The following is a 15,407-nucleotide window of genomic DNA, read 5'->3' on the forward strand; positions in this document are numbered from 1 at the left end:
GGGAACAGCCGGGCCGGGAACGTCTCCGGGCGGCGCGGCCCACGGCCCCGCCATTCCCCCGTGTACGTCAGCATCGTGGGCAGCCAACCGCCCGTCGTATCCGATTCGATCGCCGCCACATCTGCAAAGCCCAGCGAGCATCGCGGGCATTTGCCGGCGTCAGTGTAGCGAGGATCAGGACGCGATACATCCCTTAGTTCGCGACCCCAGAAACCATCGCGACGGCCATCCCGACCCACGCCGACATCGGTTCGGCGCAGGGGTCTACAAATCGACACCGGCCACCTGGTATCGCCGTCGACGGAGGACCGGACAGCACGCTCACATGCGTGGACGAGCCCTCCCGGGCACCACCGGCGACCGACGAACGCGCCCGCAGGCACGCCAGGGAGCCCGCCCGACCAGAACCACCGGCATCACACCCGTCAATGGCATCGATCGCCCCGACGATACCGGATAACCGCCCGGCGCACCGCCGGCACGGGTTCACGCTGGTGAATGTACTGGTGAATGTGTCCGCTGGCGGGCGTGGTCGGGCCAGCAGCGCTCAGCCGCCCGGTGCCGGCGGCGGCAACTGGCGGTCGTGCACCCGACCGAGCAGGGCCAGCGACGTGATCGCGCCGAGCGCTCGTCCGGGGCGGCTCCGGGCTCGTAGCGACCGTGCTCACCGGCCGGCGTCGAGTCGCTGCCGCAGGAAGTTGGACTGCGCGACGGAGCCACCCCGCACCCCCAGGCTGTCACGGGCCGCCAGGTAGAACGCGTCGCGTCCCTCGTTGGCACGGTGCAGCAGGTCGGCCAGGGACCCGGCGCCCGCGGCAGTGCCCCGGGCGAGGTTCTCGACGGCCCAGACCGCGTCCCGCCAGGTTCGGGCGGCGCGTACCGTCGCAGCATCCCCGAGCAGCAGGACGTCTTCCCAGGCCAGGGTGTGCCGCACGTCCGCATCGGCCAGTCGGGCGAGCGCGGCGTCGCGGTCGGCTCCCGCCGGGTAGGCGCCCCTCGGCCCGTCGGCGAGCGCCCGGACCGAGACCGCCTGAATCTCCTTGACCACCCGGGCGAACTCGGCGTACGCGTCGAGCCGGCGCTCGTCCCACCGCACGCCCTGGCTGCGTCTCCATCTGCCCCGATCGGCCACTGTGGTCGCCAGCACGGTGCCAAGGGTGCCGAGCAGGACGCCCAGGAGCGCGGGAAGTTGTGTAACCAGGGTATTCACGCGTACGAGGCTGCCACGCGGCGACAACCCCGACGCCGCTGCGTCCGGACGTACGCCGAGGCCGTTCTCCTATGATCCGGTCATGGCGTTGCTGCACCGGGCGGAGATCCGCCCCACGAAGCTCGAACTGCTGTCGGCCTGGCTCCCCGGCAGGCCATGGTTCCAGGGGGAGGCCGCGGCCGGCGTCGAGCGGGTCGCGGCATACCGCTTCGACGACCCGGCCGGGCAGGTGGGCATCGAGACGCTCCTGGTACGCGCTGGCGGCGGGCCCGTGCTCCAGGTGCCGCTGACCTACCGGGGCGCGCCGCTGGGCGACGCCGAGGCGTGGCTCGTCGGCACCTGCGAGCACACGGTGCTGGGCCGGCGCTGGGTGTACGACGCGTGCGGCGACCCGGTGTACGCGGCGGCCCTGGCGGGCGCGGTCCTCGCCGGCGCTGGCCAGGCGGAGGAGTACTTCGAGGTGGACGGCCACCGTGAGCACCGCCCGCCCAGCATGGTGCTCACCGTCGACGGCGCGTGGCGGGCCACCGCCCCGGGCCTCGGCGCGATCGACCGGGTCGAGGACGGCGACCCGACCCGGATCGTCACCGACGCCGTCGAGCTGGCCGTCGTCCGGCACGTCGGCACGGAACCCGGCCCGGCCGGGGCCCGGCTGAGCGGCACGTGGGACGGCCAACCCGCCCCCCTGCCGCTGGCGTCCGCCGCGCCGCGCTGACGCCGCCCCACATGACCGGTGCCAGGGGCGAGGAGAAGGTCACCGTCGGCCGGCGGCGACGGCTACACCCCGCTGGCCAGTGGCTCGTTCGTCTCGGCCGCAGGGCTCGCGTCCGCCTTCCTCGACCGGATCGCGATCGCCACGATGAGTATCCCCGCCAGCGCGAAGGCGGCACCGCCGAGGCACGCGGCGGCGACACCGTCGGCGAGGGCGACGTTTGCCTGCCGTGCCGCGTCCGCCCCGGGCACGGGGGTGGAGTTGTTGATGGCGGTGCCGAAGATGGTCACCAGCATGGCCGTGCCGACCGACCCGCCGATCATGCCGACCGCCTGCACGGCTCCCGACGCGGCGCCGGAGTCCTTTGGTGCGACGCTGGCCAGGATGGTGCCGGTCAGCGGCGGGTTCAGCAGGCCGACGCCGGCCCCGAACAGCATCATCGGGCCGAGAACGCCGCTGAGGTACGCGGTGTCGGCCGTCACCTGCGTCAGCCACGCCATGCCCAGCAGGATCAAGGTGAGGCCGATGAGCATGGTCGGCTTCGCGCCCAACCGGTTGACCAGCCAGGGCGTGATCCGGGGCGGGACGGCAAGCATGAGCAGTGCCATCGGCAGGAACGCCACACCGGCCCGGAAGGGACTCAGCCCCAGGACCCCCTGGACGTACTGGGTCAGCAGGAAGAACGACCCGAACATCGCCGCGCCGGAGCAGACGAACACCAGGAAGCCACCGCTGCGGTCACGGTCCGCGAACAGCCGCAGTCTCAGGATCGGCTGGGTGTGCGCGGCCTCGATGGCGACGAAGGCCGCCAGGAGCAGCACGCCGACCACGAAGGCGCCGATGGTGACCGGCTCGGTCCAACCCGCCTCGGCGGCGTGGACGAACCCGTAGACCAGGGCCGCGGTGCCCAGCGTCGCGGTGAACGCGCCGCCGGCGTCGAACCGTCCGCCCTGCACCCGGGTGATCGGGAGGAACTTCGGCGCCAGCAGGCAGACCACCAGGCCGAACGGCACGTTGATCAGCAGCACCCAACGCCACGAGACGGCGTCGGTGAGGAGACCGCCGAGCAGCAGGCCGCCCGCCGAACCCAGGCCGGACGCCATGACGAAGATCCCGAGGGCGCGGTTGCGCTCCTCGTCCTTCCGGAAGGTGCTGACGACGAGCGCCAGCGTGGCCGGCGCGGCCAGCGCCCCGCCGACACCCTGGGCGACGCGGGCGACCAGGAGCAGCCACGCGTTCGGGGCCAGGCCACCGAGCAGCGAGGCGATGGTGAAGAGTCCGATACCGATGATCAGCGCCCGGCGGTAGCCGAGGATGTCGCCCATTCGGCCACCCAGCAGCAGCAGGCCACCGTAGGCCAGGGTGTAGGCGTTGAGCACCCAGGACAGCCCGGTGGGGCTGAAGTTGAGTTCCTCTTGGATCTGTGGCAACGCCATGTTCATGACGGTAATGTCGATACCGATCATCAACTGAACGGCCAAGACCAATGTCAGGATCAGTCCACGGTGCCGTGCAGAGGACGGCATCGAGGCCTCTACGGCCCTCGACTGGCACGTGGAACTGGGCACAGGCTTGTTCCCTTCGGCGAGACGCCGCTCACAACAGTTGGCTGCGCACGATAGCGGACACTGATCTACCGGCTACTAACGGTAAAATACGGCGACAGGTCCCCGTTTTGCAACTGAAGGTTGAGATGCCAGCTTCGTGGCAGGACCCACCCACCGTGACGGAACGACCGACCAGGTCGGACGCGCGACGGAACTACGACCGTCTGGTGGCCGCAGCGAACCTCGTCTTCGCCGAGCACGGCACCGACGCCTCGCTCGACGAGATCGCCAAGCGGGCCGGCGTAGGCTCCGGAACGCTGTACCGACACTTCCCGACCAAGGACCGGCTGATGACAGCTGTCTTCTGGGAACGCGTGCGCGCCCTCTGCGAGCGTGGAAGCGAGTCGGCCGAGACGATGTCGCCCCTGGAGGCGCTGGTCACCTGGCTACGCCTGCTGATCGGCCTCACGATGCGGCGCGGCCTGGCCACCGCCCTGATGACCCAGGGCTCCGACCGCACCTCGGAGCTGTTCCACGCCTGCCACGAGGCGCTGAACGCCACCGCCGGGCCGCTGCTGGCCAATGCCCAGCAGGTTGGTGCCATCCGCGCCGACCTGCGGCTGGCCGACCTCATCCAGCTCTGCCACGCGATCGCCTCGGCGGTGGAACGCTCGCCCACCGCCGAGGCCGACGCCGACCGGATGCTCGACCTGCTCATCGGCGGGCTCCACGCCCACGCGGACGCCGTCAGCTGACGTCGCCGCGCCGGGCGGGCCACCCTGCCCGGCGCCGCCCTGGGGCCACACGGACGTGTCCCGGCCGCAGGCCGCGACTGGAGCCCTCAGGTCTGCGGGGGCGATGGTCCACTCTCGTGTGTGCACGCTATGCGGTACCGGACCACCAGCAATCCCCAGTAACCCTCGGCCGGCGCCGCCCGCGCCGGACGGCGACGGACCACCGGCACGCAACGTCACCACCACCGGCCGGCGAGGGCGGTTGACCCGGCCAGGGTAAGGGCCGCCGCCGCCGGGACGGGGCGAGCCGACCACGCCCGGGACGGCGTCCGGCCGGCCGGCACCACCTTGAGCTCCACCCGATCACTGTGAGATTCTTGTACGTCGATGACCGGCCGCGCGCGGGGCTGACCGTCGTCCAAGGGCAACCGGCGGCCGGGACAGCCATCCGGGGGACGGCGACGAAACAAGTGCGGCGAGCGCACCGACCAGTCCGTCCATGAGTCCCGCCCGCCGCCTCGGCGTACACCCGGTTGCTTCCCGCCGTCACCGGCCCGGGCGAGTCTCCATCGTGGTCAACGAAGGAACTCAGCATGAACCACCCGATCACATACCGGGCGCAGCGCCCAGCACCGTCGCACCCGGCACGGGCCGGCGCACGCCGCTGGGCGGCGGTCACGGCGAGCGCGTTGCTCGCCACCGCCGCGCTCTCCGCGATCAACCCCCCGGGCGTCAGCGCGGCCGTCGATCCGGTCGCCGTCGCCGTGAACGCGCGGGCGGGGCTGGCGGGGGTGCCGAACACCGCACTGGGCGTCAACCACGCCATCTGGGACACGAACCTGGGCACCAACGAGACGTCGGACCTGCTTCGCGCGGCCGGCGTCCAGATGCTGCGCTACCCCGGCGGCTCGTACGCCGACATCTACCACTGGAAGGACCACACCGCGCCCGGCGGGTACGTGGCCCCGAACACCGACTTCGACACCTTCATGGCCGGGGCGAAGCGGGCCGGCGCCCAGCCGATGATCATCGCGAACTACGGCACCGGCACCCCGGCCGAGGCCGCCGACTGGGTGCGGTACGCCAACGTCACGAAGAAGTACGGCGCGAAGTACTGGACGGTCGGCAACGAGAATTACGGCAACGGCCACTACGGCTCGGGCTGGGAGGCCGACAACCACCCGGACAAGAGCGCGACGTACTACGCGAACCTGGTCGTCGAGTACGCCGAGGCGATGAAGGCCGTCGATCCCACCATCAAGGTCGGCGCGGTGCTGACCACGCCGGGGAACTGGCCGGACGGAATCACCGCGGGCACCGACCCGGGCCCGTGGAACCAGGCGGTGCTGTCCATCGCCGGACCGAAGATCGACTTCGTCGACGTGCACTGGTACCCGGGCGGCACCGCCGCCGAGTCGCTGGAACGCATCGCCCACATCGACGAGGCGGTCTACCTGCTGCGCCAGCAGATCGCCCGGTACGCGGGGCCGAACGCCGCGCGCATCGGCATCAGCCTCACCGAGCTGAACGTCGGCACGGGCCAGAACACCCAGCCGGGCGCGCTGTTCCTCGCCGACGCGTACAGCGAGCTGCTGGAGAACGGGGTCTTCACCGTCCAGTGGTGGAACGTGCACAACGGCATCGGCACGGTCTCCGAGGTAGCCGGCCACACCGACTACGGCGACTACGGCATGCTCTCCAGCGGGACCTGCACCGCCGACGGCACGGTCTGCGAGCCGCCGCTGAACACGCCGTTCGCCCCGTACCACGCGCTGTCCATGATGAACCTGTTCGCCGGGGCCGGCGGCCAGTTCGTCCGGGCCGGCACCAGCGAGGCCCTGGTCACCGCGCACGCCGTGCGCCGGCCCAACGGCGACCTCGCGGTGCTGCTGGTGAACAAGGACCCGGACAACGCCCACCCGGTCGCCATCGACTACGCCGGGTTCGCCCCGTCGGCCGCCGCGCCGACCGTGCACACCCTCACCAACGGCGCCACCGCCGTGGCCACCAGCCAGTCCGGCAACGCGACCAGCCGCACCCTGCCGCCGTACTCGCTGACCACGCTCGTGCTGCGCCCGGCCGGGGTGGTCACCGGCGCGCCGAGCGCGCCCGCGCAGCCCACCGCCACCGACGTCACCGACCGGGGGGCGACGATCATCTGGCCCGCGCTGCCCCCCGCTGCCGGCGAGCCCCTGAAGTACGAGGTGTACCGGCAGAACGGCACGGTCAGCGAGCAGCTCGGCGAGACAACCGCCTCCTCGTTCGCGGTCGGCAACCTCGTGCCGGGCACCCGGTACACGCTCAACGTGCTGGCCCGCGACGGCGCGGGCCGGCTCTCCTGGTCCTCGCCACCGGTGACCTTCACCACCGCCGGCCCGGCGGACAGCGCGTGCGGAGTGCGCTTCCGCAGCACCAACGACTGGGGCAACGGGTACATCGGCACCGTCGACATCGTCAACAACGGGACCCACCCGATCGACGGCTGGACGCTCACCTTCACCTGGCCGACCACCTGGCAGCGGATGGACAGCGGCTGGAACGCCAACTGGACGCAGACCGGCCGGACCGTCACGGTCACCAACACCGCCGACATCGCCGGCGGCGGGGGCAGCACGAGCGCCGGCTTCGTGGGCGCGTACAGCGGCCCGAACGTCCCACCCGCCGCGTTCACTCTCAACGGCACCCCCTGCGCCGTGCTGTGACGCGGTTGTCGACCCCCCGCGTCGGGACCCTGACGGACTCCCGGCCGTCGCCGCCGGCGGAGCCTCCGGGCCCCGCCGGCGGCGGCAGCGGGCACGGCGACGAGACGCCCCTGCCCCGGCCGCCACGTCGGTGACCGGAACGACACGAAACGGGGCGGTACGCGGCGGAACCGATCGTTAGCCTGGTTCGGTGCCGCTGCGGATCCCCCATTCCGAGCCCGGTGTTCCCGACACGTCGGGGCCGCTGCGGTACGTCTGGTGGCTGATCCGCCGCCAGCCGTGGCGCGTGCTGCGCGGCAGCGTCATCGGGACGCTGTGGATGGTCGGGCTGTCAGTCCGCCCGTACCTGGTCTCCCGCGCCATCGACGACGGGCTCCGCGCGCGCGACGGGCGGGCGCTGCTGTGGTGGGTCGCCGCGATCGTGGCGGCCGGGTCTGGGCTGGCGTGGGCGGGCATCATGCGGCACCGCACGATGACGTTCGTCCGGGAGGACGCCAGCGCCCGCTCCGCGGAGGTGCTGCTGCGCCGCCTCTCCGGGCTCGGCGCGGTGCTCCCCCGCCGGCTGGCCGCCGGTGACGTCGCCACCGTCGGCGGGTACGACATCGTGCGCACCTCGCACGTGCTGACACTGAGCGGCCCCGGGGTGGGCGCCGTCATCGCGTACGGGGTCGTCGCCGTGCTGCTCTGGTCGGTGGCCCCGCCGCTCGCGGCGCTGGTGCTGCTGGGCGTGCCGGCGATCGCGGTGGCGGTCGGCCCGCTGCTGCGTCGGCTGGAGCGGGCGGAGTCGACCTACCGGCAGCAGCAGGGCGAGCTGACCACCCGGGCCGACGACATCGTCGCCGGCCTGCGGGTGCTCGCCGGGGTCGGTGGTCGCCACCTGTTCGCCCGCCGGTACGCGGCCCGCTCCCGCGCCCTGCTGGACGAGGGTTACCGGGTGGGCGCGGTGGCGAGCTGGATCGATGCGCTGACGATCGCCATGCCGGGGCTCTTCCTTGCGGCCGTGGTGTGGCTCGCCGCACGGATGGCGGCGGACGGCGAGATCACCATCGGGCAGATGGTCGCCGTGTACGGGTACACGGCGGTCCTCGTCGTGCCGGTCTGGTTCCTGCTCGAGGGCGGCTACCAGCTCATCCAGGGGCGGGTCGCGGCCCGCCGCATCGTCGGCCTGCTGCGGCTGACCCCCGACCGGGCGGGCGGGCCGGTGACCGCGACCGCGCCGAAGCACCCGGCCGAGCTGTGCGACCCGACCACCGGGCTGGTGGTACCGCCGGGCCGGCTGGTGGGCGTCGCCGCCGACGACCCGGCCGAGGCCGTCGCCCTGGCCGACCGGCTCGGGCGGTACGTCGCCAGCGACGCGACGTGGGGCGGCGTACCGCTGGCCGGGGTCGACCTCGACGAGGTGCGCGCCCGGGTCCTCGTCGCCGACCACGACGCGTACCTCTTCGCGGGCACCCTGCGGCAGATCCTGCGCGCCCGGGCGGCGGCCGGCGGGGCCGACCCGGAGGCGACCGGTGCCGCGCGTGTGGCCGGAGACGACGACGACGCGGACGTCCGGGCCGCGCTGCACGCCGCGTCCGCGCAGGACGTCGCCGACGCGCTGCCCGACGGTCTGGACACCCCGATCGGGGCCCGGGCCCGCACGCTCTCCGGCGGCCAGCGACAGCGGGTGCGCCTCGCCCGGGCCCTGCTGGCCGAGCCGGAGGTGCTGATCCTCGTCGACCCGACGTCCGCCGTGGACGCCCACACCGAGGCACGCATCGCGCGTCGCCTACGCGATGCCCGGGCCGGTCGGACCACGGTCGTGCTGGCCACGTCGCCGCTGCTGCTCGGGCACGCCGACGTCGTCGCGCATCTGAGCGCCGGCCGGATCGTCGCCACCGGCGCCCACGCCGACCTGCTCGACCGGGACCCGGGGTACCGCGCTCTGGTGTCCCGGACCGGCGGCTCCGCCGATGGAGACGACGAGAGCGTCGAGGCAGGGCGGGCACGGCGGTGACGAAGCTTCCGGTGGCGGACCGGTCCGCCGTACGCGGGGCCGCCCTCGACCTCATCGCGCGGGACCGGCGGGCCGTGGCCGTGGTGCTGGCGCTGCACGCCGCCGCCACGATCGCGGGGCTCGGCGTGCCGTGGCTGCTCGGCCGGATCGTGGACGAGGTCTCCGCCGGCGCTGGCGCCGCCGCCGTGGACCGGCTGGCGCTGGGCATCGCCGCCTGCGTGCTCGTGCAGGGCCTGCTCTCCCGGTACGCCCAGTACGCCGGGCACCGGTTCGGCGAGCGGACCGTGGCCCGGCTGCGCGAGGAGTTCGTCTCCCGGGTCCTCGCCCTGCCCGTGTCCGTGGTCGAACGCGCCGGCACCGGCGACCTGGCCACCCGCAGCTCGGTCGACGTGACGACCGTCGGCACCACCATGCGCGACGTCGTGCCGACCGTCGTCATCGCCACGACGCACCTGGTCCTGCTGTTCGCGGCGGTGTTCCTGCTGGACCCGCTGCTCGGTTTCCTCGCGCTGGCCGGGCTGCCGTCGATCTGGGCGGTGACCCGTTGGTACCTACGCCGGGCCGGGCCCGCATACCTCGCCGAGGGGGCCGCGACGGCGGAGCTGACCGAGGCGTTGACCACGACCGCAGAGGGTGCCCGCACGATCGAGGCGCTGCGTCTCGACGCCGACCGCGTCGCGTACGGCACCCGGCGGATCGCCGGGGTCTGGGCCGCCCGGCGGGCCACGCTCGCACTGCGGTCGGTGTTCTACCCCGTGGTGGAGGGCAGCTACGCGCTGCCGGTCGCCGCCGTGCTCCTCGTCGGCGGTGTCTTCCTGTCGCGCGGCATGGCAACCCTCGGCGAGGTGGTCGCCGCCGCGCTCTACCTCCAGCAGGCGATCGACCCGATGGACCGGCTGCTGCTGTGGATCGAGCAGGCGCAGCGCGGCATCGCCTCGTTCGCCCGGGTCCTCGGCGTGGGGCTGGTGCCGCCGGAGCCGCGCGGCCGGGCGGACGCGCCGCACGGGCGGCGGCTCGTGGTACGGGGCGCGCGATTCTCGTACGCCGAGGGCCACGAGGTGCTGCACGGCATCGACCTGACGGTCGAGCCCGGGCAGCGCCTCGCCGTCGTCGGCCCCTCGGGGGCCGGGAAGTCCACTCTGGCCCGGCTGCTCGCCGGGATCGACGCCCCGCAGGCCGGGGTGGTGAGCCTCGGCGGCGTCGGAGTCACCGACCTGGACCCGGCCGAGCGGCGTCGCCGGATCGCGCTGGTCACGCAGGAGCACCACGTCTTCATCGGCTCGCTGCGCGACAACCTCGCCTTCGCCGCCCCGGACGCCACCGACGAGCGGATGCGCGGCGCGCTGGCCACGGTCGGCGCCGACTGGTACGCCGACCTGCCCGACGGCCTCGACACGCAACTCGGCGACGGCGCCCGGGGCCTGGCCGCCGCCGAGGCCCAGCAGTTGGCGCTGGCCCGGCTCGTGCTGGCCGACCCGGACACGCTCATCCTCGACGAGGCGACCGCCGCGCTGGACCCGACGACCGCCCGGCGCACCGAACGGGCGCTCGCGGCGGTGCTCGCCGGCCGCACCGTCATCGCCATCGCGCACCGGCTCAACACCGCCCACGACGCCGACCGGGTGGCGGTGCTGGAGGACGGTCGGATCATCGAGATCGGCGGTCACGACGAGTTGGTCGCCGCCGGTGGCGTGTACGCGTCGCTCTGGCGCTCCTGGCACGGCTCGTGACACCGACCGGCACCGCCCCCGGTGACGGGGTGCCGGCCGTGGTGCCGACGCGCTGCGGGAGTCCGTACCGTGCCCGGACAGCGGGACCGCAGGACCGTTCGGCGGTGTACAGCCGACGAGCCGGCGACGAGCATGGCCTTTCGGGCCCGGCGGCCACGCCGGGGCGCCACCGATCACCGTCCACGAAGGAGCGCATGTGCACTTATCTCATCCAGTGAGAACGCTGAGCCGACTGCTGGTGCTCGCCCTGGGGGCCACCACGCTGGTCGCTGCGCCGGCCTCTGCGGCGCCGGCGCAGAGCTGGGGCCGCCCGCAGCTTCCGCCCGCATCCGGCTGGACGGCCGTGCCGGGTCCGGCCCAGGCCCGCTCCGGGCCGGGCGCGGTGGTGTACGGCGGCGACCTGCACCTGTTCGCCCGGGGCACCGGCGACACCGTGCGGGTCGACCGTTACACCCTCGCCACCGACACCTGGTCGGGCTGGGCCACGGTGCCCGGCACCGCCGGCGCGAAATCCGCGCCGACCGCCACCGTCTACGGCGGCGACCTGCACCTGTTCACCCAGGGCACCAGCAACACCATCCGCACCAACCGCTACTCGACGTCCACCAACACCTGGTCCGGCTGGACCACCCTGCCCGGCACCGCCGGCGCGAAATCCGCACCGACCGCCACCGTCTACGGCGGCAACCTGCACCTGTTCACCCAGGGCACCAGCAACACCATCCGCACCAACCGCTACTCGACGTCCACCAACACCTGGTCCGGCTGGACCACCCTGCCCGGCACCGCCGGCGCGAAATCCGCACCGACCGCCACCGTCTACGGCGGCAACCTGCACCTGTTCACCCAGGGCACCAGCAACACCATCCGCACCAACCGCTACTCGACGTCCACCAACACCTGGTCCGGCTGGACCACCCTGCCCGGCACCGCCGGCGCGAAATCCGCACCGACCGCCACCGTCTACGGCGGCAACCTGCACCTGTTCACCCAGGGCACCAGCAACACCATCCGCACCAACCGCTACTCGACGTCCACCGACACCTGGTCGGGTTGGGCGGCCCTGCCCGGTCCTGCCGGCGCGCGGTCGGTGCCGGCAGCGGCGGTCTACGGCGGCGAGCTGCGGCTCTTCGTCCGGGGCACGCAGCACCGAATCCACCAGGCGCTGCTCGGGCTGTAGCCCGTCGAAGCGGCGCACCGGTCCGGGGAGGACGCCGTCGGCGTCCTTTCCGGACCACCGTGCGTGGGGTCAGACGGCGAGCGCGGCGCGTACGGCGGGCTCGGCGGTGGCCCCGCCGTCGCCGGCCGAGGTGACCCGCCCGGACTCCAGCACGTAGTACCGCTGGGCCACCCGCAGCGCGAAGCCGAGGTGCTGCTCCACGAGGAGCACCTGGATCCCGGCGCGGGCGGTCAGCTCGACGACGCGGTCCTGGATCTCGGTGACCACCGAGGGCTGGATGCCCTCGGTGGGCTCGTCGAGCAGCAGCAGCTTCGGCCGGGTGATCAGCGCCCGGGCGATGGCGAGCTGCTGGCGCTGGCCGCCGGAGAGCAGCCCGGCCCGGCGGCGCAGCAGCGGGCGCAGCGCCGGGAACAGGTCGAGCGCCTCGGCGGTGGCCGCCGCGCCGTCGCGCCGGCCGTCGGCGACCAGCCGCAGGTTCTCCCCCGCCGTCAGGTGCGGGAAGCACTGCTGCCCCTGCGGCACGTACGCCATGCCCCGGGCGACCCGCTGGTGCGGGGCGAGCCGGGTGACGTCCTCCCCGGCCAGCTCGACGGTGCCGGCGCGGGGCCGCAGCAGGCCCACCGCGACCCGCAGCAGGGTGCTCTTGCCGGCCCCGTTGTGGCCCAGCACGGCGGCGACCCCGTCGGCGGGGACGGCGAGGTCCACGCCGTGCAGCACCAGGCTGCGCCCGTACCCGGCGTGCACGCCGCGCAGTGTCAACATCACGCCTCCGTGGGAGCGTCGACGGGGTGGCCGAGGTAGACCTCCTGCACCCGGGGGTCGGCCTGGACCTGGGCGACGGTGCCCTCGCTGAGCACCCGCCCGGCGTGCAGCACGGTCACGCTGCGGGCGAAGCGGCGCAGGAAGTCCATGTCGTGCTCGATGACCACGACGGTCCGGTCCCGGCTGACAGTCTCCAGCAGGGCGCCGGTGGCGTCCCGCTCGTCGTGGCTCATCCCGGCGACCGGCTCGTCGAGCAGCAGCAGCCGGGCGTCGGAGACCAGCAACATGCCGATCTCCAGCCACTGCTTCTGCCCGTGGGCGAGGGTGCCGGCGAGGTGGTCGGCCCGGTCGGCGAGGCCGATGGTGTCCAGGGCGGCGACGACCTCGTCGGGCATCCGTCGCCGACGGCGGGCCAGCGTCCACCAGCTGCGCCCGGCCCCGGCTGCGATGTCGAGATTCTGCGCGACGGTCAGTTCCTCGAACACGGCGGCGGTCTGGAAGGTGCGGCCCACGCCGAGCCGGGCGATGCGGTGCACGTCCCGGCCGAGCAGTTCCCGGTCGCCGAAGCGGACCGAGCCGGTGGCCCGGACCAGCCCGGTGACGGCGTCGACGAGGGTGGTCTTGCCGGCGCCGTTGGGCCCGATGAGGAACCGCAGGTCGCCGGCGGGCACGTCGAGGTCGACGCCGTCGACGGCGGTGAAACCGTCGAAGCTGACCCGCAGGTCCCGCACGCGCAGGCCGTCGCTCTGTCCGCCGGTCATGCCGCCGGCACCTCCGTCCGGGTCCGGCCCCGCCCGGCGGGCAGGACCCGCCGCCACCGCGGCGGCTGGTCGGGCTCCGCGCGCCGGTTGCGGGCCAACGCCCACAGCGACGCCAGGCCGCCGGGGAGGAAGGCGACGACCAGCACGAACAGCAGCCCCTGTAGGTACGTCCAGGTGCCCGGGAACCGCTCGGACAGCGCGGTACGGGCCCAGGCGACCGCGACCGCGCCGAGCACCGGCCCGAGCAGGGTGGCCCGGCCGCCGACGGCCACGCCGATGACGAACTCGATGGACGGCACGATGCCGATCAGGGCGGGCGAGATGATGCCCACGGCCGGCACGAACAGCGCACCGGCCATCCCGGCCATCCCGGCGGCCACCACGTACGCGACGACCTTGACGGTGGCCGGGTCGTACCCGAGGAACCGGACCCGCTCCTCGCCGTCGCGGACGGCCACCAGCAGCTCGCCGTAGCGGCTGCGGATGAGCTGGCGGGCCCCCGCGAGCAGCGCCAGCAGGGCGGCGGCGATCAGGAAGTAGACGGTGCGCTGGTTGACCGGGTCGTCCAGGTCGTAGCCGAAGAAGCCCTGGATGTCGGTCAGGCCGTTGGTGCCGCCGGTGGTGCCCTGCTGGCCGACCAGCAGGATCACCATCGCGGCGGCCAGGGCCTGGCTGAGGATGGCGAAGTAGGCGCCCCGGACGCGGCGGCGGAAGACCAGCGAGCCGAGCCCGAAGGCGACGGCCATGGGCAGCAGCACTGTGGCGGGCAGTGCGAACCAGGGGCTGGCGAAGGGCCGCCACCACCACGGCAGCTCGTCGAGCTGCCCGTACAGCTGCATGAAGTCGGGCAGCGCGCCGGGGCCCGCGTCGGCGAGCTTGAGGTGCATGGCCATCGCGTAGCCGCCGAGGCCGAAGAAGACGCCCTGGCCGAGGGTGAGCATCCCGCCGCGTCCCCAGGCGATGCCGATGCCGACGGCGACCATCGCCACGCAGAGGTACTTGGCCAGCAGCGCCAGCCGGAAGTCCGACAGCACCAGCGGGGCCGCGCCGAACAGCAGCGCCGCGCCGGCCGCGAAGCCGAGCGCCGTGCGGGCCCGCCCGCCGGTGCGGCGGCGCGCGGGCGGCTGCGGCGGGGCGGCGGGCTCGTCGGTGGCATTGGTCGTGCCGGTCACGGTGGTCATGCCAGACTCCTGGTACGCAAAGTGAACAGGCCCTGTGGCCGCCACTGGAGGAACGCGACGATCGCCACGAAGACGATCACCTTGGCGACGCTGAGGGTGGTGAGGTACTCACCGGTGGCCTGGAGCACGCCGAGGGCGAAGGCGACGATCACGCTGCCCTTGAGCTGGCCGATCCCGCCGACCACGACCACCAGGAAGGCGTCGATGATGAGGTTGGTGCCCATCGTCGGGCCGATCGGCCCGAGCAGGGTCAGCGCGACCCCGGCGACGCCGGCCAGCCCGGAGCCGACGAAGAACGTGGTCCGGTCGACCCGGGCGGTGGCGATGCCGGAGACGGCGGCGAGGTCGCGGTTCTGCACCACGGCGCGGATGCGGCGGCCCAGCGGGGTGAGCCGCAGCGCGAGGGTCAGCGCCACCACGGCCGCCACGGCGAGGCCGAGGATGAACAGCCGGTTGTTGGCCACGGTGATCCCGCCGGGAAGCGACACGTTGCCGGTGAGCAGCGCGGGCGCGCGGGTCTGCACGTTGGGGCTGCCGAAGACGTCCCGGGCCGCCTGCTGGAGCATCAGCGACACGCCCCAGGTGACGAGCAGGGTGTCCAGGGGCCGGGCGTAGAGGCGGCGGATGAGCAGCACCTCCAGCAGCACCCCGAGCGTGCCGGCCACCGCGAAGGCGACGGGCAGGGCGACCAGCAGCGACCAGCCGGCCGAGGTGATCGTCTGCTGGAGCACGTAGGTGGTGTAGGCGCCGGCCATGATGAACTCGCCGTGGGCCATGTTGATGACGTTCATCTGGCCGAAGGTCAGCGCGAGCCCGAGCGCGACGAGCAGCAGGACCGCGCCGATGCTGACGCCGGTGAAGAGCTGTCCGAAGAGGACTGTCACGGTAGCTC

13 protein-coding genes are annotated in these 15,407 nt (G+C 73.6%); 6 read left to right on the forward strand and 7 right to left on the reverse strand.

What is annotated here, in order from left to right:
• Positions 1–664: 664 nt before the first annotated feature.
• Positions 665–1,210 carry a hypothetical protein gene (locus E1258_RS01030; protein ID WP_243715100.1) on the reverse strand — a complete coding sequence of 182 codons (546 nt, stop codon included), beginning with the start codon at positions 1,208–1,210 and terminating at the stop codon, positions 665–667.
• Between the two features lie 82 nt (positions 1,211–1,292).
• Between E1258_RS01030 and E1258_RS01035 the strand changes: the two genes are divergently transcribed.
• Positions 1,293–1,925, forward strand: a complete 633-nt coding sequence (locus tag E1258_RS01035) for a hypothetical protein (protein WP_132395930.1) — start codon at positions 1,293–1,295, stop codon at positions 1,923–1,925.
• Positions 1,926–1,987: 62 nt separating this feature from the next.
• Here the strand turns inward: E1258_RS01035 and E1258_RS01040 are convergent, their stop codons facing one another.
• Positions 1,988–3,448 (reverse strand): MFS transporter, encoded by a 1,461-nt coding sequence (locus E1258_RS01040; protein WP_132395932.1) that lies wholly within the window; start codon positions 3,446–3,448, stop codon positions 1,988–1,990.
• A 248-nt stretch (positions 3,449–3,696) separates the two neighbouring features.
• Here E1258_RS01040 and E1258_RS01045 point away from each other — a divergent pair, with 248 nt between their 5' ends.
• A complete protein-coding gene (locus E1258_RS01045; RefSeq protein ID WP_243715102.1) occupies positions 3,697–4,224 on the forward strand; it encodes a TetR/AcrR family transcriptional regulator in 528 nt (175 codons plus the stop codon).
• Positions 4,225–4,439: 215 nt separating this feature from the next.
• On the opposite strand, the gene E1258_RS35345 is transcribed toward E1258_RS01045, so the two are convergent.
• Positions 4,440–4,562, reverse strand: coding sequence for a hypothetical protein (locus E1258_RS35345; protein WP_256370948.1), 123 nt, complete (start codon positions 4,560–4,562; stop codon positions 4,440–4,442).
• A gap of 234 nt (positions 4,563–4,796) precedes the next feature.
• On the opposite strand from E1258_RS35345, the gene E1258_RS01050 reads away from it, so the two are divergent.
• The 4 genes from E1258_RS01050 to E1258_RS01065 all read left to right on the forward strand — a co-directional run bounded on the left by E1258_RS01050 (position 4,797) and on the right by E1258_RS01065 (position 11,811).
• A complete protein-coding gene (locus E1258_RS01050; RefSeq protein WP_132395936.1) occupies positions 4,797–6,905 on the forward strand; it encodes a cellulose binding domain-containing protein in 2,109 nt (702 codons plus the stop codon).
• A 286-nt stretch (positions 6,906–7,191) separates the two neighbouring features.
• Positions 7,192–8,901 (forward strand): ABC transporter ATP-binding protein, encoded by a 1,710-nt coding sequence (locus E1258_RS01055; protein WP_207919357.1) that lies wholly within the window; start codon positions 7,192–7,194, stop codon positions 8,899–8,901.
• Positions 8,898–10,631 carry an ABC transporter ATP-binding protein gene (locus E1258_RS01060; protein ID WP_132395940.1) on the forward strand — a complete coding sequence of 578 codons (1,734 nt, stop codon included), beginning with the start codon at positions 8,898–8,900 and terminating at the stop codon, positions 10,629–10,631. Before E1258_RS01055 ends, E1258_RS01060 begins: the two co-directional genes overlap by 4 nt.
• Before the next feature lie 214 nt (positions 10,632–10,845).
• Positions 10,846–11,811: a hypothetical protein gene (locus tag E1258_RS01065; RefSeq protein ID WP_132395942.1), complete on the forward strand. Its 966-nt coding sequence runs from the start codon at positions 10,846–10,848 to the stop codon at positions 11,809–11,811.
• Between the two features lie 69 nt (positions 11,812–11,880).
• On the opposite strand, the gene urtE is transcribed toward E1258_RS01065, so the two are convergent.
• The 4 genes from urtE to urtB are packed head-to-tail and all read right to left on the reverse strand — an operon-like array spanning position 11,881 to position 15,399.
• The gene (urtE, locus tag E1258_RS01070; RefSeq protein WP_132395944.1) at positions 11,881–12,573 is read right to left on the reverse strand and encodes an urea ABC transporter ATP-binding subunit UrtE; all 693 of its coding nucleotides are present in this window, start codon (positions 12,571–12,573) and stop codon (positions 11,881–11,883) included.
• Entirely contained in the window at positions 12,573–13,334 is a 762-nt protein-coding gene (gene urtD, locus E1258_RS01075; RefSeq protein ID WP_132395946.1) for an urea ABC transporter ATP-binding protein UrtD, read from the reverse strand. The genes urtE and urtD overlap by 1 nt, the downstream gene beginning before the upstream one ends.
• Positions 13,331–14,515, reverse strand: coding sequence for an urea ABC transporter permease subunit UrtC (gene urtC, locus E1258_RS01080; protein WP_132395948.1), 1,185 nt, complete (start codon positions 14,513–14,515; stop codon positions 13,331–13,333). Before urtC ends, urtD begins: the two co-directional genes overlap by 4 nt.
• Positions 14,512–15,399 (reverse strand): urea ABC transporter permease subunit UrtB, encoded by an 888-nt coding sequence (gene urtB / locus E1258_RS01085; RefSeq protein ID WP_132395950.1) that lies wholly within the window; start codon positions 15,397–15,399, stop codon positions 14,512–14,514. Before urtB ends, urtC begins: the two co-directional genes overlap by 4 nt.
• Positions 15,400–15,407: the final 8 nt, after the last annotated feature.

It is taken from the genome of Micromonospora sp. KC207, from assembly GCF_004348615.1.
GTDB lineage: Bacteria > Actinomycetota > Actinomycetes > Mycobacteriales > Micromonosporaceae > Micromonospora.